Source organism: Luteimonas terrae, assembly GCF_031457535.1.
Lineage (GTDB): Bacteria > Pseudomonadota > Gammaproteobacteria > Xanthomonadales > Xanthomonadaceae > Luteimonas > Luteimonas terrae_A.
This window is the reverse complement of record NZ_JAVDWO010000014.1, coordinates 21,547-43,999: the sequence shown is the minus strand read 5'-3', so window position 1 is coordinate 43,999 and position 22,453 is coordinate 21,547. Positions and strand designations below refer to the sequence as shown.

The window sequence follows — 22,453 nt, the reverse complement described above, 5'->3', positions numbered from 1 at the left end:
GGAACTGCCGCTAGAATGGAAACCGCGCGACAACCCGACGGACGGAACGGCCGATGCCTGCAGCAAAGAAGACACCCAAGGCGCCGGCCGTGCGGGACCCGTCGCGTCCCGCGACGATCAACGACATTGCCCGGCTCGCCGGCGTGTCGAAGAAGACCGTGTCGCGGATCATCAACCACTCGCCACTGGTGCGGCAGGACACACGCGAGAAGGTCGAGACGCTGATGCGCGAAGTCGGCTATTCGCCCGACCCGCTGGCGCGCGGACTCGCGTTCCGCCGCTCGTTCCTGATCGGCATGGTCTACGACAATCCAACCGCGCAGTTCATCGTCAACATGCAGTACGGCGCATTGGATTCGCTGCGCGGCTCGGGCTTCGAGCTGGTGGTGCATCCCTGCGACAGCCGCAGCCCCGATTATGTCGACGGCGTGCGCCGCTTCGTACAGCAGCAGAAACTGCATGGCGTAATGCTGGTGCCGCGCGTGTCGGAAGATCCGGCGCTGGCGGCGATGCTCGATTCGATCGGCGTGCGCTATGTGCGTATCGCGGCGGTCTCGATGGACAAGCCCGAGCGCATGGTGGTGACGCACGACCACGACGGCGCGGCGGAAGTGGCCGATTACCTGCAGTCGCTGGGTCATCGCGATATCGCCCTGATCACCGGTCCGCGCGATTACCGCTCGTCGATCGAACGCACCGGCGGGTTCCTGTCGGCGCTGCAGAAGCGCGGCATCGAACTGCCGAAGTCGCGCGTTGTCGAAGCGGGCTACACCTTCGAATCCGGCGTCGCCGCAGCGGAGAAACTGCTGTCGGGCAAGAAGCGCCCGACTGCGATCTTCTGCGGCAACGACGAAATGGCGGCGGGCGTCTATCGCGTGGCGATGCGTGACGGTATCAACGTGCCACGCGACCTGTCGGTGGTCGGCTACGACGACAGCCCCCTGGCCACGCGCCTGTGGCCGCCGCTGACCTCGGTCCGCCGCGACACCCGCGACACCGGCCGCATCGCCGCGGCGATGCTGATCCAGCCCGAAGACGGCCCGAGGCCACTCGCCAGCGTGCGCCCGCATCTGATCCTGCGCGATTCCTGCCAGCCACCCCGATAAGACGTCATCTGCCGCAGAAGGCGGCAGATACCGATGCCCCTCTCCCTCCGGGAGAGGGGAGGACCGCCTGCGAAGCAGGTGGTGGGGTGAGGGCAGCTCGTACTGCGTTTTCACCCCACAACTTTGTGCAAGGTATTTGAGCTGAGGCCGTGCGTGCAGGGCTAAAGGCCATCCGGAATGACGGGCGAGAAATGGCGCGCGCCAAGCAACGCGATTGCGCGGAAACCGGTGGGCCTGGGGCTTGGCCGCGCAGTCATCTACCGAAGTCATTCACCCATGCCGCGCCGCGGAATGACACCGGTTACCGGACATCATAGAATGGCCCTCCGCGCAAGAACCCGGCGCCGTGCCGTGGTCACCGTGCCCTGTCCCGTCTGGAGCCCGTCATGTACCAGAAGACCTATCACGCGACCCATCCCGGTGTGATGCAGGGCATCGACAACGACACACTGCGTGACCTGTACCTGCTCGACGGTCTGTTCGCCGACGACGCGATCCGCCTGAGCTACACGCACTACGAGCGCTTCGTCATCGGCGGCGCGTCGCCGGTCGCCGGTCCGCTGTCGCTGCCCACGCAGACCGAACCTGCGTCCGCGGCGGGCCGTCCGTTCCTGGAGCGTCGCGAACTGGGCATCGTCAACGTCGGTGCAGGCGCCGGCACGGTGACCGTCGACGGCACCGCATACGCGCTCGCGCCGAAGGACGGTCTGTACGTGCCGATGGGCAGCGCCGAGGTCGTGTTCGCGTCCGACGATGCATCCGCGCCCGCGAAGTTCTATCTCGCCTCGACCCCCGCGCATGCGCGCTTCGAGACGAAGAAAATCTCGATTTCCGATGCGGTGCCGCTCGAACGCGGGTCGCTTGAAACCAGCAACGAACGCACCATCTACCAGTACATCGTGCCGGCGACCTGCCAGTCCTCGCAGCTGCTGCTGGGCCTGACGATCCTCAAGCCGGGCAGCGTCTGGAACACGATGCCGCCGCATCTGCACGACCGTCGCAGCGAAGTCTATTTCTACTTCGATCTCGGCGACGCCGATCGCGTCTACCACTTCATGGGCGAACCCGACGCGCAGCGCCACATCGTCATGCAGAACAACGAGGCCGTCGTCTCGCCGCCGTGGTCGATCCACATGGGCGCCGGCACGTCGAACTACTGCTTCATCTGGGCGATGGGCGGCGAGAACCTCGATTACACCGACATGCACGTGCTGGACATCTGCCAGCTCAAGTAACCGGCCGCACGTGGCCACTCACGCATCGCAACAGGGAGCAACGCAATGACGAATCCGTTCAGTCTCGAAGGCAAGGTCGCGCTGGTCACCGGTGCCAATACCGGCCTGGGACAGGGCATCGCAGTGGCGCTGGCAGAGGCCGGCGCCGACATCGCCGCGGCCGGCATCAGCCCGCCGACCGAAACCGAAGCCAAGGTCAAGGCGCTGGGTCGGAAATTCGTCGCGATCGAAGCCAATCTGACCAGCATCGAGCCGGTCGCGCGTCTGCTGCGCGAAACGCTCGACGGCCTCGGCGGCGTCGACATCCTGGTCAACAACGCCGGTCTGATCCGCCGCGCCGACGCGGTCGATTTCAGCGAGCAGGACTGGGACGACGTGATGAACGTCAACATCAAGTCCGCGTTCTTCCTGTCGCAGGCCGTCGGCCGCCACTTCATCGCGCAGGGAAGCGGCAAGATCATCAACATCGCCTCGATGCTGTCGTTCCAGGGCGGCATCCGCGTGGCCTCGTACACCGCCAGCAAGTCGGGCATCGCCGGCATCACCCGCCTGCTCGCCAACGAATGGGCCGGCAAGGGCGTCAACATCAACGCCATCGCGCCGGGCTACATGGCGACCGACAACACCGCGCAGCTGCGCGCCGACGAAGCCCGCAACAAGTCGATCCTCGACCGCATCCCGGCCGCGCGCTGGGGCGAGCCCTCGGATCTCGGCGGCACGGCGGTATTCCTCGCCAGCCGCGCCTCCGATTACGTCAACGGCGCGGTGATTCCGGTCGATGGCGGCTGGCTCGCGCGCTGATCGACTTCCACCACCTCGTGTAGGAGCGCGCGCCGGGCGCGACGACGTCCGCGGGAACGCATCATCGCGCCCGAGGGCGCTCCTACAGTGTTTCCAATCCGACCAAGAGAACATTCATGAAAATCGCACTGATGCAGGAATTCAGCCAGGCCGCCAAGAACCCGGTCGTGCTGGAACAGCTCAACACTGTGGCTGCCGACAAGGGCCACACCGTCTTCAACGTCGGCATGGACGGTGACAACGACCACCGCCTGACCTACATCCACCTCGGCATCATCGGCAGCCTGCTGCTGAATTCGAAGGCGGTCGATTTCGTCGTCGCCGGCTGCGGCACGGGCCAGGGCGCGCTGATGTCGCTCAACGCGTGGCCGGGTGTGTACTGCGGCTACTGCATCGAGCCGACCGACGCCTTCCTGTTCGCGCAGGTCAACAACGGCAACGCGCTGGCCATTCCGTTCGCCAAGGGTTACGGCTGGGGCGCGGAAATCAACATCCGCTACATCTTCGAGAAGGCGTTCGACGGCGAGCGCGGCCAGGGCTACCCGGTCGAGCGCAAGGAATCGCAGATGACCAACGCCGGCATCCTGGCCGACGTCAAGAAGGGCGCGTCCAAGGACTTCGTCGAAGGCCTGAAGGCGATCGACCAGGACCTGGTGAAGCAGGCCGTTGGCGGCGAGCGCTTCCAGAAGGCGTTCTTCGACAACGCGCAGGACGACGCCATCGTCGCCTACGTCAAGGGCGTGCTGGGCAAGTAAGCCCCGCGCGACATCGTTGCACGGCGCAGGCCGTCGCCATGGCGCGGCGGCCTGCGGTTCACCCCGGATTTCTGCGGAGCGCGCTCACGATGAAACGTCTGTTGTCGCTGCTGCTGTTCGGCGCCGCGGGTACCGCGTTCGCCGCATCGCCTGCTCCGCATCGCATCTTCATCGCCGGTGATTCCACCGCGGCGACCTACGGCGCCGAGCGCGCGCCACAGGCCGGCTGGGGGCAGAAGCTCCCGAACTGGACCGTCGAAGGCTGGGACGTCCGCAACCACGCCGTGGGCGGACGCAGCACGCGCAGTTTCATCGACGAAGGCCGGCTCGACGCGATCGCCAGCGAGATCGGCGCGGGCGACGTCCTGCTGATCCAGTTCGGCCACAACGATGCCAAGCGCGAGGACGCCACACGCTATACCGACCCCGCGACCGACTACCCGCAGCTGCTGCAGCGCTATGTCGAAGTCGCACGCGCAGCCGGCGCCACGCCGATCCTGATCACCCCGGTCGCCCGACTGCTCTACGACTTCCGCTCGCTGGTCGACACCCATGGCCGCTACACGCTGGCGATGCAGGATCTCGCGACACGCGAAGATGTCGCGCTGATCGACCTCAACGCCACGTCCAGCGACTGGATCCGCGCGCATGGCGAGGAGGGCGCCAAGCCCTACTTCATGCACGTGCCCGCGCAGGGCAAGACCGACGGCACCCATTTCAGCGAGGCCGGCGCCGATGCCGTGGCCTGCCTCGTCGCGGCCGGCTGGCGCGGCATCGATGCCGATGCGCCGGTCAAGGCCGTGACCGCGGCCGACTGCCACGCGTTGCCCGCACCGCCTGTGGCGCCGGTCTCGCCCTCGGTCGTCGTGCAGGAGCGCGACATCGCGATCACCCAGCCCGGCCCGCATGAGGGACTCGGTACGACGACCGCGTACCCGTTCTTCTCGGACGCCACCGGCTTCGACCTGATCTTCCGCAAGCGCGCCTTCCACCCCGGCGCGACGATCGGCGATCACGTCAACGACAAAGATGAGATCTACTATGTGCTGTCGGGCCGCGGCCGCCTGACCTTGAACGACACGGTGCGCGAGGTCGGCCCCGGCGACGCCATCCTGACCCGCAACGGCGACCGGCATGCGCTGGAGCAACTGGGGGACGAGGAACTGGTGATCTTCATCGTGTATCAGCCGGTGAAGCGCTAGGGCCATTTCCAACGAATCGCTTTAGGCGTTCTGACGGGGTAGGTAGGCTTTCGAGCGGTTCGCGAATCGCTGAAATCGTCATTCCCGCGCAGGCGGGAATCCAAGGACGTTTGTGCCTTCCTAAGCGAAAGTCCCTGGATTCCCGCCTGCGCGGGAACGACGGCCGTTTGCCCGAGGGTGTCGGAGAAAACCCCTCGCTTCTGAGCCCGTGCAGCAAGGCTTCCAGCCAACCGCGAAAAGGATCCTTGGCGGGTCAATCATGAACTCCAGGCCGGGCTTCCGGTGATCGCAGCCAGTCTTAGCTGACGTCGCAGGGGCCTCGCTCAGCCGTCCAATGGCACAGCCCCCGCTAATCGGCGAAAATGCCCCGGTTGTGGATCCCATCCGATCCCGACACGGTGACGCACCAGGCACCTCACGCCGCTGTCGCGACCACTCCACGCCCGCGAAGGCCGATCGGCCGATGCACCGCACGCCTCCCACCCGACACCGGCGCCCCGCGTCCTGCGTGTCGCGCACGCCCCACGGACACGCTCTTGAACTCGACCTCCGCTCCGCCCCCGGCATCCGACGCCGACGACTCCCTGCCGCAGCGCGCACGCATCGCCGCCGACCTGCTCGAGGCGATCCGCGACGACCGCAGCGTGCTCGACGGCCTGCCGGACGAGGCCCGCATCCGCCTGCTGCAGGCGGTCGCGCTCGTGCACCATCCCGAGCCGCGCGCGCGTCGCAAGCAGGCCAAGGAAGCGCTGCGCGAAGCCAACCGCGAGAAGGTGCGGCGCACCGAGGCGCTGCTCGACCAGACCGGTATCCGCACACTGCGACGCAAGCCGGTGTTCACCACGCCGAACTACTTCCCGCCGCAGCCCCCGGGGCAGCACGATCCGCGCAACGCCGCGCCGGAAGAGCTGCCGTACGCCGAGTCGCCGGAACTGCTGCACTGCTACGTCTGCAAGCAGAAGTACACGCAGGTGCATCATTTCTACGACCAGCTGTGCCCGACCTGCGCGGAACTGAATTTCATCAAGCGCACCGAGACCGCCGATCTCACCGGCCGCGTCGCGCTGCTGACCGGCGGCCGGGTCAAGATCGGCTACCAGGCCGGCCTGAAGCTGCTGCGCGCGGGCTGTTCGCTGATCGTCACCACGCGCTTCCCGCGCGACTCCGCGCAGCGCTACGCGCAGGAGCCGGACTTCGGCGAGTGGGGTGACCGGCTGGAGGTGTTCGGCCTCGATCTGCGCCACACGCCGAGCGTCGAAGCGTTCTGCGCCGAACTCGTCGCCACCCGCGACCGGCTCGACTTCATCGTCAACAACGCCTGCCAGACCGTGCGCCGTCCGCCGGCGTTCTACGCGCACATGATGGCCGGCGAGACCGCCGCGCTGCACGAGCTGCCCGAACACGTGCGCAAGCTCGTCGGCGGCTACGAAGGCCTGCGGGCGGCGGATCTGCTGCCCGGCGGCAGCCAGTCGCTGGTCGGCGGCGACACCAGCCGCGCCGGTCTCGCACGCGCCGCGGAACTGTCGCAGGTGCCGCTGCTCGCCGACGAACTGGTCGGCCAGGCGCATCTGTTCCCGGAAGGCCGCGTCGACAAGGACCTGCAGCAGGTCGATTTGCGCGGGCGCAATTCCTGGCGCCTGCAGATGGACGAAGTGCCGGCGGTCGAACTGCTGGAGACGCAGCTGGTCAACGCGGTCGCGCCCTTCATCCTCAACGCGCGTCTGAAGACACTGATGCTGCGCACACCCGAACGGGACAAGCACATCGTCAACGTGTCCGCGGTCGAGGGGCAGTTCTACCGCAACTTCAAGACCACCAAGCACCCGCACACCAACATGGCCAAGGCTGCGCTCAACATGATGACGCGCACCTCGGCTGCGGATTACCACGGCGACGGCATCCACATGAACGCCGTCGACACCGGCTGGGTGACCGACGAGGATCCGGTGGAGATCGCCGAGCGCAAGATCGTCGAGGAGCGCTTCCATCCGCCGCTCGACATCGTCGACGGCGCCGCGCGCATCGTCGATCCGATCATCGACGGCCTCAACACCGGCACCCACGTTTGGGGCCAGTTCCTCAAGGACTACAAGCCGACGGACTGGTGAGTCGTCGGAACGCCGGGGCAGCTCAGCCGCCGGCGTCTTCGATCGCCTGGCGTTGACGCTGCGCATCGGCGTCGGCGGTCGCTTGTGCTGCGCGCGCGTTGTCGAGTGGTGCCGGCGTTGCATCGCGCACCTGCGTGGCCTGCGGCTCTGCGGGTTTCTCGGTCGGCGAGTCGGGCGGCGGCGTACAGGCTGCGCAACCGAGCAACAGCAGCGCGCCGATGCCGACGCGGGCGCGGTGATGGACGGTGGCGACGAACGGATCCATGCGTTGACTGGACATGCGGCACTCCGACGGACGGGCTCGGCGCTATCCTAACGCCGACACAGATCAGGGATTGACGATGGATCCGCACCGCTGGCGCCTGGATGGACAACTGGCCCTCGTGACGGGCGGTAGCGCCGGCATCGGCCGCGCGATCGCCCGCGAACTGACCGGCTTCGGCGCGACCGTACTCATTGTCGGTCGCAACGGCGATGCACTGGAATCGACGCGCGACGAACTGCTCGAGGAATTTCCCCAGGCCGACGTGCGCGCGATGATCGCCGACGTCGTCGACGAAGAGCAGCGGCGCGAGATTCTTGACTGGGTCGAAGACCAGGGCGACGGGCTCGACATCCTGGTCAACAACGCCGGCGGCAATCTGAGCCGCGCGGCGAACGATTACGCCGAAGACGAGTGGCGCGAGATCTTCGAGGTCAACGTGTTCAGCGCGTTCGAACTCGCGCGCTATGCGCATCCGCTGCTCGCGAGTCGCGGCAGCTCGGCGATCGTCAACGTCGGCAGCGTCTCGGGCATCACTCACGTGCGCAGCGGCGCGCCCTATGGCATGAGCAAGGCGGCGTTGCACCAGATGACCCGCAACCTCGCGGTGGAATGGGCCGAGGACGGCATCCGCGTCAATGCGGTGGCGCCCTGGTACATCCGCACGCGGCGGACTTCGGGCCCGCTGTCGGATCCCGACTATCTCGACGACGTGCTGCTGCGCACGCCGATGGGCCGCATCGGCGAACCGGAAGAAGTCGCCGCGGCGGTCGCGTTCCTGTGCTTGCCGGCATCGGCCTACATCACCGGCGAATGCATTGCCGTCGACGGCGGATTCCTGCGCCATGGTTTCTGAGCCGCTGGATGTCGCGCCGCGCGCACCCTGGCTGGTGCGCAGCACGTCGCCGGTGCAGTGCATCCTGGCGTTCGTCGCGGGCGCCGGCCTGCAGCATGCGCTTGATCTGCCGCTGGCGCCGGAAGGCATTCGCCCCGCGCTGCATCTGACGGGCACCCTGCTCGCCGACGCTGGCCTGGTGCTGGCGGTGTGGGCCTTCGCGCTGTTCGCGCGTCGCAGGACCACGATCATCCCCGCGCACACGCCGGCGCGATTGATCCTGCGCGGCCCGTTCCGGTGGACGCGCAATCCGATCTACCTGGCCCAGGTGCTGGCCTATGTCGGCCTGGCGCTGATGCTGGATCTGCCCTGGGCGCTGCTACTGCTGCCGTTGCCGGTGCTGGCGCTGCAGCACGCGATCATTCCGTTCGAGGAAACGCGCCTGCGTGCGTGCTTCGGATCCGAATACGAGGCCTATCGGGCGGCCGTGCCACGCTGGCTCTAGTCGGCTGCGGGCGCGACGGCGGCGCCCGGACCGCACGTGCTGTCGCGCCAGGTGGTGAACAGCTGTTCGTACTCCAAGCGCAGCGGCGGCTGCTCGACTCGCTGCGCGTAGCGCCAGCGGAACTCCGCTTCGCGCACACGCGTTTCCCAGGCGCCGCACAGCGCCTCCGCGGGCACTGCCTCACAGGCATCCGCCACCTGTTCGCAGGCCTGGCCTGCTTGCATGCCGGGCAGTCCGCCGATGCCGACGGTCTGCATCGGGCGGCAGCGCAGTGGCGGTGTGTCGTCTTCGCGCCAGTAGGTGCTGTTGTCGAAGACGCGACAGGCGAACAATGCGGGCGGTGGATCGGGGACGTCGTCGTCCTCGCGCGCCAAGACTGGCTCTGGCGCCGGCAGGCGCGAGATCAGGGGCACCTGGGGTGGCGCGACGGGCGTTGCCGGCGGCGAAACGTAGGCGGGCATCGGCGTCGCCATTTCCACGACGCGACGTTCCTGTTTGTGTCCGCTCGGACAGGCCGAGCCGTTCTGGAACGTCACCGCGCCCGCAGCGTCGGTACACCGATAGATCACCGTCGTCACCGCCGCTTGGCTGCCGCCAGTCGCCAACGCGCATGCGAGCGCAATGCCGAGACGCCTGTGTGGTGTCACCGCTCGCAGTCCTGCGCCAGGCGTGCGTTGATCGTCTGCTCTTCGTGGGTCAGCTGCGCGCGCTCGGTGGGCTGCGCATTGAAGAAACGGCGGCGGATTTCCTCGCGGCGCGTGCCGAGCAGGCTGCACACCTCCCCCTGCGGCATCTGTCGGCATTCGTCCCGGATCCAGGTGCCCGCGCCGTAGTAACCGCCGCGCGCACGCTGCCGTGTGTCCACGCCGGAATCCACTTCGATACTGCCGCGCCCATCGCCGGCTTCGACACGCGTCGACGGGCCGCGCCGTGTGGGTCCGTAGCCGAGCGTCCACAGCGGCACCCAGCGCGGATTGCCGTCCGAGGAATCGCTGGTGTAACTGCTGCCGTCCGGGCGCACGCAGCGATACATCGGCTGCGGTGGGCGCATCACGATGACCTGCGGCGCCGGCGGATCGACCACGGCCGCGGTGGGTTCGCTCGGGCGCGGCGGCAGCGGCGTGCCATCGACCGGGCGCAACATATTGCGCACTTCTTGCGTCGCGCCTTCCGCGCAGGGCGAATCGCGCAGGGCCACGCGACCACTCGCATCGGTACACCGGTAGACGGTGACCTGCGGCGGCGGCGGCGATGCGAACGCAGACGCTGCACAGAGGCCACCGAGCAGCATTGGCAACATGCAGCAGGCGGGACGGGAGAAGAGGGCGATCCGTCGCATATCCATCGCTGCATCATGCAATGCACGACGCGGCGCGCGCACCCCTGACCAACCGTGGCACGGCGGTGATTCAGCCCACGTACGTATGCGCCGCGACAGAAGCCGGAACGTGCGTCTGCTGCACTGCCGCATGTAAACGGTTACATGCGGTGGTAGCGTCCGCCCCACTGACGAGGGCGGACGTTCGAATGAGCGCGGGGACGGTCGGATACGGTGAGCATGCGGCAGCGGGCTGCCGGGCGACTGTCGCCTGTTCAGTCATGACGACCGTCCTCGTAGACGGCGGCGCTGCGCAGGACTACGATGCGCGCCGACCCGCTCCGCCGCGCCCCCTCGTCACCCGAGGCCGCGCGGATGATGCAGGCGCCGGCGCCTGCCGTGATGACGTGCCCCGGCACGGCTCGCAATGCGGCGCGATCGGTGGAGACCGATCCGGCCAGGACGTGGATGCCACCCGACATCCGCGCTCCGTCCCGTCGATTTATAGGCCTAACCCGCTTCCGAAGCTCCGGTTCGCACCGGCGCGCGGTCGTGCGTGGGCGTGCCGCAAACGCTGTACCGCTGTCCCGACGTCAGAACAAGAACTCACACCAAGTATCGGAAGTCCCTCGGAGGGGATCCCATGAAAGCCAATCGCACCTCGCGTGCCCCCAAGCCCAGCCTGCTCGCCTGCGCGCTGCTGGGTTGTCTCGTCGTCGCAACGCCCGCGTTCGCCCAGTCCAGCAGCGCCACGCTGCGCGGTCAGGTGTCCTCCGAGGCCGGTGCGGAAGCCGGTACCACGGTCACTGCGACCAATCTCGCCACCGGGGCCACCCGAAGCGTGCAGACGAATGCCAACGGCAGCTACACGCTGGGCGGCCTGCCGCCGGGGACCTACCGGGTCGATGCCGGTGGCAATTCGCAGACGGTGACGCTGACGGTTGCCTCCACGTCGACCTTGAACCTGTCGGGCACGACCAGTGAGACGCCGGCCCAGGGCGACGTGACCGATATTGGCGCGGTGCGGGTCACGGCGCCCGTGCTGCGCGAGGTCAAGACATCGGAGGTCGGCAACACCATCTCGCTGCGCCAGATCCAGCAACTGCCGCAGGCCACGCGCAACTTCCTCGAGTTCGCGGACGTGGTGCCGGGCATGGTGTTCGAGATCGACGGCAACGGGAACACCAAGCTGCGTGGCGGTGCCTCGAATGCGAGCGCCGGCAACCTGTACATCGACGGCGTGGGCCAGAAGAGCTACGTGCGCAGCGGTGGTATCGCCGGTCAGGCAGACACGCAGGGCAACCCGTTCCCGCAGCTCGCGGTCGGCGAGTACAAGGTCATCACCTCGAACTACAAGGCCGAGTACGGCCAGATCAGCGGCGCGGCGATCACCGCGGCGACCAAGTCGGGCACCAACGAGTTCGAAGGCGAGGCGTTCTACCGCTTCACCAACCAGGACCTGCGCGAGGAGCGCCCCGACGAAGCGGCGAGCGGCAAGATCGATTCGCAGACCAAGGAGTTCGGCTTCGCTCTGGGCGGCCCGATCCTGCAGGACCGGCTGCATTTCTTCGTGGCCTACGAGGGCAAGGAGAACATCGTGCCCAAGAGCGTGCAGGCAGACCCCAACGCACTGCCCTACATCGGGTTGCTGCCGGCCAACCTGTCGAGCCAGTACGGCGCGGCCAACATGCCGTTCGAGCAGGATCTGGTCTTCGGCAAGTTGACGTTCGAAGCAGGCGACAACGACCGCATCGAACTGAGCACGCTCTATCGCGACGAGACCCAGACCGCGAACGTCGGCGGCATCAACAATCTTGAGCAGGCCACCGAGAAGCTCAACACCGACAAGCGCACCAACCTGCGCTGGCAGCACTATGCCGACAGCTGGATCAACGAGCTGGTCGTCGGCACCGAGGACTCGTCCAACAATCCAAGCGCGACCAGCCTGGGCAACGGCATCGTCTACAAGGTCCTCGCGCCGCGTCCGAACTCGACCGACGTCGATGAGTATGCGTTCCTCGCAACCGGTCCGGCCGGCGGCCTGAGTGTGCAGAACAAGAGTCAGAAGGGCTGGTTCCTGCAGAACGCGCTGACCTTCAACAGCTTCGAGTGGCGGGGCGAGCACACCATCAAGATGGGCTTCAACTACAAGGACGTGGAGCTGACCTCGCAGGACGCGGCGTCGGTCAATCCGCAGTTCTCGTATGAGATCGATGCCGCGGGCATCGCCGCCACGCCCTATCGTGTCGACTTCGTCGCGCCCTACGACACACCGGGTCAGCGGGCGACCGTGGTGTCGCCGTCCAAGCAGTACGGCATCTTCATCCAGGACGACTGGGCGGTGACCGACAAGCTGATGCTCAATCTGGGCATTCGCTACGACTACGAGGACACGCCGTCCTATACCGACTTCGTGACCTCGCAGGGCATTGTGGACGCGCTCTATGGCGACGATCCGGACCTCCCGGGCCAGCAACCGTGGGCGGACCGTCTGCTGCCCAGCGGCATCGACATTGCGGATTACATCAGTACCGGCAACAACCGCAAGAACTTCAAGGATGCGTGGGCGCCGCGCTTCGGCTTCTCCTACGATTTCCTGGGCGACGAAACGGCCGTGCTGCACGGCGGCGCCGCGCGTTCGTACGACCGCAACCTGTTCGAGCAACTCGCGTTGGAAACCAGCAAGGCGGCGCTGTCGCCGGTCGCGGTGTATTTCGAAGACCCGGCGACCGGTGAGTGCTTTCGCGACGATCGTGTCTGCGTGCCCTTCGACCAGCGTTATCTGGATGGCATCGACCAGCTCAATACGATTCCGGGCGTCAGCGGCAGCGCCGAACTCTTCATGTTCAACAACGAGATCAAGACGCCCTACAGCGACCAGTTCAGCATCGGCATCAGCAACCAGGTCGGCGAATGGCTCACCGACGTGACGTTCCAGCGCGTGCTGAGCTACGACGGTTTCGCGATGTCGTTGATCAACCGCTATCCGGATGGTTCGTACTTCGAGAATGGCAGCGTGCCGTGGGGTGAGCCGGTGCCCGGTTTCCAGAACACGATCATCGGCATGAACGGCCTGGAGCAGCGCAGCAGCCAGATCCTGCTGTCGGCTGAGCGTCCCTACACCGAGGAATCGGGTTGGGGCCTCAACCTGGCCTACACGCACACCAGCGCCCGCCAGAACCGCAACATCGACGAGGCGTTCGCGTTCGACAAGCCGACGATCCACGACTATCCGTTCGTAAAGTCGGATGCGGCATCGGCGCATCGCTTTGTCGCTTCCGGCTCGATCGACGGTCCGTGGGGCATCACCTTCGGCGCGAAGATCGTGCTGGCGACACCGGAGCCGATCAACACGTTTGCCTGCTTCGGTTTCACCGATCCCGATGGTGCGACCTGTCAGCAGGTGGGTGTCACGCCGCCGGGTACGGGCAAGTTCCTGTTCGGCGGCGATATCTGGGGCTACCGCACGGTCGACTTCCAGGCCAGCAAGGATTTCACCGTGGCCGGCAACTTCAAGCTGTCGGCGCGCGTGAATCTGCTCAACGCGTTCGATTTCAAGAACTACTCCACCTACGCCTACAACGGCTTCGGCAGCAACGGCCGCTTCAATCCCGATCTGACGGTCAACTCGACGGGCGACATTCTGTACGTGCCGCGTACGGTGACGTTCGAGGTCGGCGCGAAGTTCTGACGCAGTCCATCGCGTCCGCGTGATCACGACGGGACCTGCGGGTCCCGTCGTGCCGTGTGTCGTCGCCTTCGCAACAGGAGACCGGAATGGAACGTCTGCAACGCATCGTCATCGTCGGCGGCGGCACCGCGGGCTGGATGACCGCCGCCGCGCTGTCGCGCGTACTCGGGCCCGGCTACGACGTCGCACTGGTTGAGTCGGAACAGATCGGTACAGTCGGCGTCGGCGAGGCGACCGTGCCGCACATCAAGGCCTTCAACCAGCTGCTGCGCATCGACGAAGCCGATTTCGTGCGCAGCACGCAGGGCAGCTTCAAACTCGGCATCGAGTTCGTCGACTGGCTCGATCTTGGCGAACGCTACATCCACGGCTTCGGCAGCGAGATCGGGCATCCGCTCGGTCTGCTGCCGTTCCACCAGTACTGGCTCAAAGCGCGGCGTGCAGGACGTGCGGGCCCGCTCGGCGATTACACGCTCAATACGTTGGCCGCGCAGCGCGGCCGTTTCATGGTGTCGGCGACCGATGTGCCGGTCGGGTCACCGCTACGCAATATCGCCTATGCCTACCATTTCGATGCCGGGCTCTATGCCCGCTATCTGCGCGGCTACGCCGAGCAGCGCGGCGTGCGCCGGCACGAAGGCTTGATCGACCACGTGGCGCAGCATTCCGAAAGCGGTTTCGTCACCTCGGTGCGGTTGCAGGACGGCACCGTGCTCGAAGGCGATCTGTTCGTCGACTGCTCCGGTTTTCGCGGCCTGCTGATCGAGCAGACACTGCAGACCGGCTATCACGATTTCACCCACTGGCTGCCCTGCGACCGCGCGCTGGCCGTGCCGACCGCGAACGTCGGACCGCCTGCACCGTTCACGCGCTCGACCGCGCGCGCGGCGGGTTGGCAGTGGCGCATTCCGCTGCAGCACCGCACCGGCAACGGTTACGTGTATTCGAGCGCGCACGTCAGTGACGACGAGGCCGCCGCAACGTTGCTGGCGAACCTGGAAGGCGAAGCGCTGGGCGACCCGAGACCACTGCGTTTCACCACCGGTCGCCGCAAGCAATGCTGGAACCGCAACGTCGTCGCGATCGGACTGTCGAGCGGATTTCTCGAACCGCTGGAATCGACCAGCATCCATCTGATCCAGTCGGGCATTTCCAAGCTGCTGGAACTGCTGCCGCGCGACGGCTTCAATCCGGTACTCGCCGAGCGCTACAACGCGCAGCTGGCGTTCGAGTTCGACCGCATCCGCGATTTCATCGTGCTGCACTACAAGGCGACGCGTCGCGACGACACGTCGTTCTGGCGCCAGTGCCGGACGATGGAGGTGCCTGCGGAACTGCAGGGCGTCATCGATCTGTTCCGCGACAGCGGCCGGTTCTTCCGCAATGCCAGCGAGATGTTCGACACCATCAGCTGGGTGCAGGTGATGATCGGGCAAGGCATCGTGCCGCGGGGCTGGCATCCGCTGGTCGACAACGTGCCGGACGAAGAAGTCCATCGCTTCATCGACAGCATCGGCCGCACCTTGTCGGCCTGCGTGGATGCGATGCCACCGCATCAGGCGTTCATCGATCGGCATTGCAAGGCGACGCCGCCGGCCTGATCTGCCAGCGCGTGTCTGGATGTGCGGCGATCCGCTCCTTCCCCGCACGCGGGGGAGGGCCGTTACCAGCGGCAGGCTGAGGCGGATCGCGAGTCGCTCGCGCCAGACCCTCAGATCGTGTCGAGCGCTGCCATCTTCGGACGTGCGCCTTTGCGCAACATGCGCGCGATGCTGGCCGCGGCGTCGCGGCCTTCCTGCACGGCGGTGACGACGAGATCTGCGCCACGCACGGCATCGCCGCCCGCGAACAGCTTCGGATGCGCGGTCTGGTAGGGCAGGCGACGTTCGCCGCCGACACCGATGCGCCCGTTGCCCTTGGCTTCGACGCCGTGCGTGGTGAGCCACTCGGGCACCACCGGGGAGAAGCCGAACGCGATGATCACGACGTCCGCGCCCAGCAGCGATTCCGTGCCGTCGATCGGCACTGCGGCGCGGCGACCGTTGGCATCGGCTTCGCCGAGTTTCGTTTCGACCACGCGCACGCCGGCGACATCGCCGGCCGCGTTCGCTTCCACGCCAAGCGGCTGGCGGTTGAACAGGAAACGCACGCCTTCCTCGCGCGCATTGCCGACCTCGCGCGCCGAGCCGGGCATGTTGGCCTCGTCACGGCGATAGGCGCAGGTCACGCTGGCTGCGCCCAGGCGCACCGCGGAGCGCACGCAGTCCATGCCGGTGTCGCCGCCGCCGAGCACGACGACGCGCTTGCCGTCGAGCTTCGGCAGCGTCAGCGTGGTTTCCCAACCGGCGACCGGACGGCCCCAGGTATCGCCGCCGGTGACGATGCGGCCGTTGTGCACGAGGAATGGCAGGGCCGGCAGCACGCCCGGCAGATCCTGGCCGGGGAGGCCGCCGTCGGTGTAGCGGTAGGCGCCGGTGCCGACGAAGACCGCGTCGAACTCTTCGAGCAACGTGTCCATCCCGACGTCCTTGCCGATCTCGACGCCGAGGCGGAATTGCACGCCCATGCCTTCGAGCACTTCACGGCGCGTCGCGATCACCGACTTGTCGAGCTTGAAGCTCGGGATGCCGAACTGCAGCAGGCCGCCAATCTGTTCGTAACGGTCGTAGACAACGGCCTGGATGCCGGCGCGTGCGAGACGGTCCGCGCAGGAGAGACCCGCAGGCCCGGCGCCGATCACCGCAACACGCTGACCGGTTGCCACGACCTTCGACAGATCCGGTCGCCAGCCCTGCGCGAACGCGGTGTCGACGATGTACTTCTCGACCGCGCCGATGGTTACCGCACCGAAGCCGTCGTCGAGCGTGCATGCACCTTCGCACAGCCGGTCCTGCGGGCACACGCGGCCGCACATCTCGGGCAGTGGATTGGTCTCGTGACACAGCGCCGCGGCTTCGAGCACGCGGCCTTCCTGCACAAGCTTGAGCCAGTTCGGAATGTAGTTGTGCACCGGACACTTGGCTTCACAGTACGGATTGCCGCAGTCCAGGCAGCGATCCGCCTGACGCCCGGCCTCGCGATCCTCGAAGCTGCCGTAGAGCTCGTTCCAGTCGCCGTCGGTGCGCAGCGGCAGTGGCACCTTGTCCGGCATCTCGCGGGGTTCGTTGAGGAACCGGAATACATCGCGTTTGGTCATGGGGATTCGGAATTCGGGATTTGGGATTCGGAAATGCGAAGGTCCGCGAGCTTACGGATCGCCGTCGTCGGTAATCGATCGGGCGCAAGCCAAAGGGATCCGGTCGCGGAGAACCGCCGCGTCGAATCCCAAATACCGAATCCCCAATCCCCGCTCTCCATCATGCCGCCCGCCTCAGATCTTCGGCCAGCGCTTCCAGACTCGCGGCCTTCGGCTTGACCAGCCAGAACTTGCCGACGAAATCGCGGAACTCGTCGAGGATGCGGCCGCTCCAGGCGCTGCCGGTCAGGCGTGCATGGGTTTCGATCAGATCGCGCAGGTGCGAGCGGTAGTTGTCGAAGGCTTCCGGCGTGACGCGCAGGATGTCGATCAGCTCGTGGTTGTAGCGGTCGACGAAATCGCGATCGAGATCGAGCACATAGGCGATGCCGCCGGTGAAGCCGGCGCCGAAGTTCAGGCCGATGCGGCCGAGCACCGCGACTGCGCCGCCGGTCATGTATTCGCAGCAGTGATCGCCGGCGCCTTCGATGACCGCGACCGCGCCCGAGTTGCGCACGCCGAAGCGTTCGCCCGCGCGACCCGCGGCATAGACTTCGCCGCCAGTCGCGCCGTACAGACAGGTGTTGCCGAGGATCGGCGTGTTGCGAGAATCGAACACGCTGCCCGCCGGCGGGCGCAGCACGATGCGGCCACCGGCCATGCCCTTGCCGACGTAGTCGTTGGCGTCGCCTTCGAGATCGATGTGCAGGCCGCCGGCGTTGAACGCGCCGAGGCTCTGGCCGGCAGTGCCGCGCAGGCGCAGCGTGACCGGACGATCGCTCATCGCGGTGTTGCCGTGATGGCGCGCGATCAGGCCAGACAGGCGCGTGCCGATGCTGCGGTCGGTGTTGCGGATCTCGAAATCGAATTCACCACCGTCACCGCGTTCGATCGCCTTCGATACGCGCGTCTCCAGTGCCGCAGCCAGACCATCGGGCGGCGACTGCAGCGCCGGCGTGCCGCAATAGGACAGCGGCTTGTCCGGATCGCGGCGCAGCAGCATCGACAGGTCGATGTCGACGGCGTCGCGGGTGTGACGCAGATGCTGTTCGAGCAGGTCGGTGCGTCCGACGATCTCGTCGAGCGAGCGCACGCCGAGTGCGGCCAGATGTTCGCGTACGTCTTCGGCGACGTTGCGGAAGAACGTCTCCACGCGCTCGGGCAGGCCCTTGTAGTGATTCGCACGCAGGCGCTCGTCCTGGGTGGCCACGCCGGTCGCGCAGTTGTTGAGATGGCAGATGCGCAGGTACTTGCAGCCCAGCGCGATCATCGGCGCGGTGCCGAAGCCGAAGGTGTCGGCGCCGAGCATCGCGGCCTTGATGACATCGAGGCCGGTCTTCAGGCCGCCGTCGGTCTGCAGCAGCACCTGTCCGCGCATGTCGTTGTACTGCAGCGCCTGGCGCGCTTCGGACAGGCCGAGTTCCCACGGCGCGCCGGCGTAGCGGATCGAGCCCAATGGACTCGCGCCGGTGCCGCCGTCGTGGCCGGAGATCGTGATCAGATCCGCGCCGGCCTTGACCACGCCGGCGGCGATCGTGCCAACGCCTGCATGGCTGACCAGCTTGACCGAGATCAGCGCGTCGGGATTGACCTGGCGCAGGTCGAAAATCAGCTGCGCGAGATCCTCGATCGAATAGATGTCGTGATGCGGCGGCGGCGAGATCAGGCCGATACCGGGCTTGGCATAACGCAGGCGCGCGATCAGCGGATTGACCTTGCTGCCGGGCAGCTGGCCGCCTTCGCCGGGCTTGGCGCCCTGCGCGACCTTGATCTGCAGCACTTCCGCATTGATCAGGTATTCCGGCGTGACGCCGAAGCGGCCCGATGCGATCTGCTTGATCTTGCTGCGGCGATCAGTGCCGTAGCGTTCGGGATCCTCGCCGCCTTCGCCGGAATTGCTGCGGCCGCCGAGGCGGTTCATCGCGATCGCCAGCGCTTCGTGCGCCTCGGGCGACAGCGCACCGAGACTCATCGCCGCCGAATCGAAGCGGCGCACGATCGACGCGACCGGTTCCACGTCATCGATGGAGATCGGCGTCGCCGCCTTCGGCCGCAGCAGATCGCGCAGCGCAGCCGGCGGGCGCGTGTCGACGAAATCCGAGTAGCGCTTCCAGTCCTCGCGCTCGCCGGTCAGCACCGCGCGCTGCAGCGAGGTCACCACGTCCGGATTGAACTGGTGGTACTCGCCGCCGTGCACGTAGTGCAGCAGGCCGCCGGGCTCGGGCAGGGCGGCATCGTCCCAGCCCTGTTCGGCGAGATGGCGCGCATCGGCTTCCAGACGCGCGAAACCGGCGCCGCCGATGCGCGACGGCGTTGCCTCGAAGCACAGGTCGACGACTTCCGGCGCGAGGCCGACGATCTCGAACAGCTGCGCGCCGCGATAGCTGGCGATGCTGCCGATGCCCATCTTGGACATGATTTTCAGCAGGCCCTTGCGGATGCCGCGTCGGTAGCTGCGACCGAGCTGCAGGTGTTCGTTGCCGACCTTGGTCGCCAGCACGCCGCGGCGGCCCAGCGCATGCAGGGTCTGGAACGCGAGATAGGGATAGACCGCCGTCGCGCCGAAGCCGATCAGGCAGGCGAAGTGATGCGGGTCGCGCGCGGTGCCGGTCTCGATGACCAGATTGACGTCGCAACGCAGGCCGGCGCGCACCAGATGCAGATGGATCGCGCCCGTCGCCAGCAGCGCGTGCACGGGCACGGTGCCGCGCTTGGGATAGCGGTCGCTGAGCAGCAGGATCTCGACCCCTGCACGCGTCGCGGCTTCGGCCTCGGCGCACAGACGGTGCAGCGCGCCTTCGAGGGTTTCGGTGTCGGCGTCGAAGTACAGATCCAGCAGCCGGTTGGATTCCGCAAAACGGGGCAACGCCAACAACTGGCGCAGCTTGCGCTGCGACAGCACCGGCGAGTTCAGCAGCACGTGGTGCACGTTCTCGGCGCGGTCGAGGAAGATGTTGCCCTCGCGGCCGATCTGCGTGGACAGCGTCATGACCGCGCCTTCGCGCAGTGGATCGATCGGCGGATTGGTGACCTGGGCGAATGCCTGGCGGAAACAGTCGTAGAGCGGCCGCACGCGCTGGCTGATCGCGGCCATCGGCACGTCGTCGCCCATCGAGCCGATGCCTTCCTGCTCGGTCTCGGCCAGCGGGCGCAGCACCGATTCCTGTTCCTCGCGGGTGAGCTGGAACAGCTTCTGGAACGCGAGCAGGGTGTCGGGCGCGAACGGCTCGGCGGCGAGAGCGGGATCGATCAGTTCGGTGTGCAGATAGCTCATGCCGCGCTTGAGCCATTGCTTGTATGGCGCGCGCGCGCGGTTCACTTCGTCGATCGCGTCGTTGTCGAGCAGCGTGCCGGTGGTCAGGTCGATCGCGATCATCTCACCCGGGCCGAGCTTGCCCTTGGCCTTGACGCGTTCGGGCGCGACGTCCCAGACGCCCGCCTCGGAGGCGATGACGAAGATGCCGTCCTGCGACAACGTCCAGCGCGCGGGGCGCAGGCCGTTGCGGTCGAGCGTGCACGCGGCATGGCGGCCGTCGCACATCACCACGCCCGCCGGGCCGTCCCACGGCTCGGAATTGATCGCGTAGTACTCGTAGAACGCGGCGAGGTCGGCGTCCTTGTACTCCAGCGACTGCGTGGCCGGCGGCATCAGGATGCGCATCGCCTGCAGCAGGTCCATGCCGCCGAGCAGCATCCACTCGAGCATGTTGTCGAGCGTCTGCGAATCGGAGCCGTGCATGGTCACGGTTTCGTCGAACTCGGAGATGTCGAGCTGCTTAGATGCCCACACGCCGCGACGTGCCTGCGCCCAGCGCCGGTTGCCCTCGATGCTGTTGATCTCGCCGTTGTGCGCCAGGCGCCGGAACGGATGCGCCAGCGGCCAGCGCGGCAGCGTGTTGGTCGAGAAACGCTGATGGAAGACGACGGTCTTCGCTGCGAGATCTTCGCGCGCGAGATCAGGGAACAGCTGGGTCAGATGGCTCGGCAGCACCATGCCCTTGTAGCCGAGCAGGCCGGGGGTGAGACCGACGACGTAGAAATGTTCATGCGCGCGCAGCGCCTGTTCGGCGCGGCGGCGGGCGAGGTACAGCACGCGCTCGAAGGCCTGCGTGTCGTCGCCGTCGGCGGTCACGAACACCTGTTCGATACGCGGCATCGAGCTGCGTGCGAGTGCACCCAGCGCGGCGTCGTCGAGCGGCACTTCGCGCCAGCCGGCAACGCGCACGTCGACATCGCGCAGCAGTTGCGTGAGCGTCTCGCGGCACTGTTCGGCAGCGTCTGTCTCGTGCGGCAGGAACACCATGCCGGCAGCGCGACGCGCGCCGTTGAATGCGAGTCCGGCCTCGGCGGCGAGCGTGTCGACGAACGTATCGGCGGCGTAGAGCAGCACGCCGCAGCCGTCGCCCGACAGACCGTCGGCGGCGATGCCGCCACGATGCGCCATGCGCGACAGCGCCTGCAGCGCACCGTCGACGATCACGCGCGACGCGTCGCCGCCGATCGTCGAAATCAGGCCGAAGCCGCAGGCATCGCGTTCGTCAGCGGGGTCGTAGAGGCCCCGATCCGGGTGTTCCCGCATCGTCGTCATCGCAGTCCGTGGAGAGGTGCTGGGCCGGCGCGGGGATCGGAGCGCCAAGGTCCTTGCATCGCGACAACGCGTCCACACCGGGTCACGACTAGAGCATAGTTTGTGCAGTGCGGCAACCCGGTTTTCCGCGGCATTTCAGTTGCGTTTGCAACCGCAACGCGGGGCCTGCGGGCAGGCGCGGATTCAGCAGATTTGACGGGTGGCCGGTGTCGGCCAGCGGCGCATCGCGTACGCGCGGATCAGGCGCGCAGGATGTCACCGGTCAGCGCATCGCGGATCGTGGACGGTCCCTCGCGCCCACCGGTTGCGCCGTCGAGCACGCCATCGATGCGGGTGAGCAGCCGCAGGTCGAGCGCAGCGCGATCTGCGACCGCGGGTTCGCCGGTCAGGTTCGCGCTGGTGGAGACGAGTGCGCCACCGAACGCCGCGCACAGCGCCACGACATCGGCGTGCGCACTGACGCGCACCGCGACGCTGGCATGCGCGCCGGTGATCCAGGCGGGCACATCCGCGCGTGCGGGCATCACCCAGGTATTCGGGCCGGGCCAGCTGCCCGTCACGCGCTGGCGGGCGGCGTCGGGAAGACGCGTCCAGTCGACGATCGCGTCGAGCTGCGCGAGCGCGCCGGCGATCAGGATCACGCCCCTGTCGACCGGGCGCTGCTTGATGTCGAGCAGGCGTTCCACGGCATCGCGATCGAAAGGATCGCAGCCCAGACCCCACACGCCTTCGGTGGGGTAGGCGAGCACGCCGCCGCGCGCGAGCAATGCCGCGGCGGCTGGGATGTCGAGCACGGGTGCGGTCATGCGCGG

Annotated in this window: 17 protein-coding genes; 10 read left to right on the top strand and 7 right to left on the bottom strand. The window is 67.1% G+C overall.

The genetic code is table 11. The annotated features are described in order from the left end of the window. The first annotated feature begins 53 nt into the window (after positions 1–53). The 6 genes from J2W68_RS15120 (at position 54) to J2W68_RS15095 (ending at position 7,207) form a co-directional block, all read left to right on the top strand. On the top strand, positions 54–1,106 hold the full coding sequence (locus tag J2W68_RS15120; RefSeq protein WP_310237379.1) for a LacI family DNA-binding transcriptional regulator: 1,053 nt from the start codon (positions 54–56) through the stop codon (positions 1,104–1,106). Positions 1,107–1,492: 386 nt separating this feature from the next. Next, complete coding sequence (gene kduI / locus J2W68_RS15115; RefSeq protein ID WP_310237377.1) at positions 1,493–2,341, top strand: 5-dehydro-4-deoxy-D-glucuronate isomerase; 849 nt, start codon at positions 1,493–1,495, stop codon at positions 2,339–2,341. Positions 2,342–2,386: 45 nt separating this feature from the next. Continuing rightward, entirely contained in the window at positions 2,387–3,142 is a 756-nt protein-coding gene (kduD, locus tag J2W68_RS15110) for a 2-dehydro-3-deoxy-D-gluconate 5-dehydrogenase KduD (RefSeq protein ID WP_310237375.1), read from the top strand. A 116-nt stretch (positions 3,143–3,258) separates the two neighbouring features. Next, positions 3,259–3,897, top strand: coding sequence for an RpiB/LacA/LacB family sugar-phosphate isomerase (locus tag J2W68_RS15105; protein WP_310237373.1), 639 nt, complete (start codon positions 3,259–3,261; stop codon positions 3,895–3,897). Between the two features lie 89 nt (positions 3,898–3,986). Then, entirely contained in the window at positions 3,987–5,099 is a 1,113-nt protein-coding gene (locus J2W68_RS15100; protein WP_310237371.1) for a GDSL-type esterase/lipase family protein, read from the top strand. A gap of 536 nt (positions 5,100–5,635) precedes the next feature. After that, positions 5,636–7,207, top strand: coding sequence for an SDR family oxidoreductase (locus tag J2W68_RS15095; protein ID WP_310237368.1), 1,572 nt, complete (start codon positions 5,636–5,638; stop codon positions 7,205–7,207). A 22-nt stretch (positions 7,208–7,229) separates the two neighbouring features. Here the strand turns inward: J2W68_RS15095 and J2W68_RS15090 are convergent, their stop codons facing one another. Beyond that, positions 7,230–7,487, bottom strand: coding sequence for a hypothetical protein (locus J2W68_RS15090; RefSeq protein WP_310237365.1), 258 nt, complete (start codon positions 7,485–7,487; stop codon positions 7,230–7,232). A gap of 61 nt (positions 7,488–7,548) precedes the next feature. Here J2W68_RS15090 and J2W68_RS15085 point away from each other — a divergent pair, with 61 nt between their 5' ends. Then, positions 7,549–8,325, top strand: coding sequence for an SDR family oxidoreductase (locus J2W68_RS15085; RefSeq protein ID WP_159677844.1), 777 nt, complete (start codon positions 7,549–7,551; stop codon positions 8,323–8,325). Further along, positions 8,315–8,809, top strand: a complete 495-nt coding sequence (locus J2W68_RS15080; RefSeq protein WP_310237363.1) for a methyltransferase family protein — start codon at positions 8,315–8,317, stop codon at positions 8,807–8,809. The genes J2W68_RS15085 and J2W68_RS15080 overlap by 11 nt, the downstream gene beginning before the upstream one ends. Here the strand turns inward: J2W68_RS15080 and J2W68_RS15075 are convergent. The 3 genes from J2W68_RS15075 to J2W68_RS15065 form a co-directional block, all read right to left on the bottom strand. Further along, the gene (locus J2W68_RS15075; protein ID WP_310237360.1) at positions 8,806–9,456 is read right to left on the bottom strand and encodes a DUF4124 domain-containing protein; all 651 of its coding nucleotides are present in this window, start codon (positions 9,454–9,456) and stop codon (positions 8,806–8,808) included. The genes J2W68_RS15080 and J2W68_RS15075 overlap by 4 nt on opposite strands. Beyond that, complete coding sequence (locus J2W68_RS15070; RefSeq protein ID WP_310237355.1) at positions 9,453–10,109, bottom strand: DUF4124 domain-containing protein; 657 nt, start codon at positions 10,107–10,109, stop codon at positions 9,453–9,455. The genes J2W68_RS15075 and J2W68_RS15070 overlap by 4 nt, the downstream gene beginning before the upstream one ends. A 293-nt stretch (positions 10,110–10,402) precedes the next feature. Then, positions 10,403–10,609: a hypothetical protein gene (locus tag J2W68_RS15065; RefSeq protein WP_310237352.1), complete on the bottom strand. Its 207-nt coding sequence runs from the start codon at positions 10,607–10,609 to the stop codon at positions 10,403–10,405. Positions 10,610–10,770: 161 nt separating this feature from the next. Here J2W68_RS15065 and J2W68_RS15060 point away from each other — a divergent pair, with 161 nt between their 5' ends. Then, positions 10,771–13,818 carry a TonB-dependent receptor gene (locus tag J2W68_RS15060; protein ID WP_310237349.1) on the top strand — a complete coding sequence of 1,016 codons (3,048 nt, stop codon included), beginning with the start codon at positions 10,771–10,773 and terminating at the stop codon, positions 13,816–13,818. A gap of 86 nt (positions 13,819–13,904) precedes the next feature. Continuing rightward, complete coding sequence (locus tag J2W68_RS15055) at positions 13,905–15,419, top strand: tryptophan halogenase family protein (protein ID WP_310237347.1); 1,515 nt, start codon at positions 13,905–13,907, stop codon at positions 15,417–15,419. A gap of 110 nt (positions 15,420–15,529) precedes the next feature. Here the strand turns inward: J2W68_RS15055 and J2W68_RS15050 are convergent, their stop codons facing one another. The 3 genes from J2W68_RS15050 to J2W68_RS15040 form a co-directional block, all read right to left on the bottom strand. Next, complete coding sequence (locus J2W68_RS15050; protein ID WP_310237343.1) at positions 15,530–17,014, bottom strand: FAD-dependent oxidoreductase; 1,485 nt, start codon at positions 17,012–17,014, stop codon at positions 15,530–15,532. A 160-nt stretch (positions 17,015–17,174) separates the two neighbouring features. Continuing rightward, complete coding sequence (gene gltB / locus J2W68_RS15045) at positions 17,175–21,632, bottom strand: glutamate synthase large subunit (protein ID WP_310237530.1); 4,458 nt, start codon at positions 21,630–21,632, stop codon at positions 17,175–17,177. Between the two features lie 248 nt (positions 21,633–21,880). Then, positions 21,881–22,447, bottom strand: a complete 567-nt coding sequence (locus J2W68_RS15040) for a Sua5/YciO/YrdC/YwlC family protein (RefSeq protein ID WP_310237341.1) — start codon at positions 22,445–22,447, stop codon at positions 21,881–21,883. Positions 22,448–22,453: the final 6 nt, after the last annotated feature.

Excerpts from the sequence above, each read along its gene's own strand:
- J2W68_RS15060 (WP_310237349.1), top strand. The coding sequence starts at position 10,771 with ATGAAAGCCAATCGCACCTCGCGTGCCCCCAAGCCCAGCCTGCTCGCC.
- J2W68_RS15100 (WP_310237371.1), top strand. The coding sequence starts at position 3,987 with ATGAAACGTCTGTTGTCGCTGCTGCTGTTCGGCGCCGCGGGTACCGCG.
- J2W68_RS15080 (WP_310237363.1), top strand. The coding sequence starts at position 8,315 with ATGGTTTCTGAGCCGCTGGATGTCGCGCCGCGCGCACCCTGGCTGGTG.
- J2W68_RS15040 (WP_310237341.1), bottom strand. The coding sequence starts at position 22,447 with ATGACCGCACCCGTGCTCGACATCCCAGCCGCCGCGGCATTGCTCGCG.
- kduD (WP_310237375.1), top strand. The coding sequence starts at position 2,387 with ATGACGAATCCGTTCAGTCTCGAAGGCAAGGTCGCGCTGGTCACCGGT.
- J2W68_RS15050 (WP_310237343.1), bottom strand. The coding sequence starts at position 17,014 with ATGACCAAACGCGATGTATTCCGGTTCCTCAACGAACCCCGCGAGATG.
- kduI (WP_310237377.1), top strand. The coding sequence starts at position 1,493 with ATGTACCAGAAGACCTATCACGCGACCCATCCCGGTGTGATGCAGGGC.
- J2W68_RS15065 (WP_310237352.1), bottom strand. The coding sequence starts at position 10,609 with ATGTCGGGTGGCATCCACGTCCTGGCCGGATCGGTCTCCACCGATCGC.
- J2W68_RS15120 (WP_310237379.1), top strand. The coding sequence starts at position 54 with ATGCCTGCAGCAAAGAAGACACCCAAGGCGCCGGCCGTGCGGGACCCG.
- gltB (WP_310237530.1), bottom strand. The coding sequence starts at position 21,632 with ATGCGGGAACACCCGGATCGGGGCCTCTACGACCCCGCTGACGAACGC.
- J2W68_RS15055 (WP_310237347.1), top strand. The coding sequence starts at position 13,905 with ATGGAACGTCTGCAACGCATCGTCATCGTCGGCGGCGGCACCGCGGGC.
- J2W68_RS15105 (WP_310237373.1), top strand. The coding sequence starts at position 3,259 with ATGAAAATCGCACTGATGCAGGAATTCAGCCAGGCCGCCAAGAACCCG.
- J2W68_RS15070 (WP_310237355.1), bottom strand. The coding sequence starts at position 10,109 with ATGTTGCCAATGCTGCTCGGTGGCCTCTGTGCAGCGTCTGCGTTCGCA.
- J2W68_RS15090 (WP_310237365.1), bottom strand. The coding sequence starts at position 7,487 with ATGTCCAGTCAACGCATGGATCCGTTCGTCGCCACCGTCCATCACCGC.
- J2W68_RS15085 (WP_159677844.1), top strand. The coding sequence starts at position 7,549 with ATGGATCCGCACCGCTGGCGCCTGGATGGACAACTGGCCCTCGTGACG.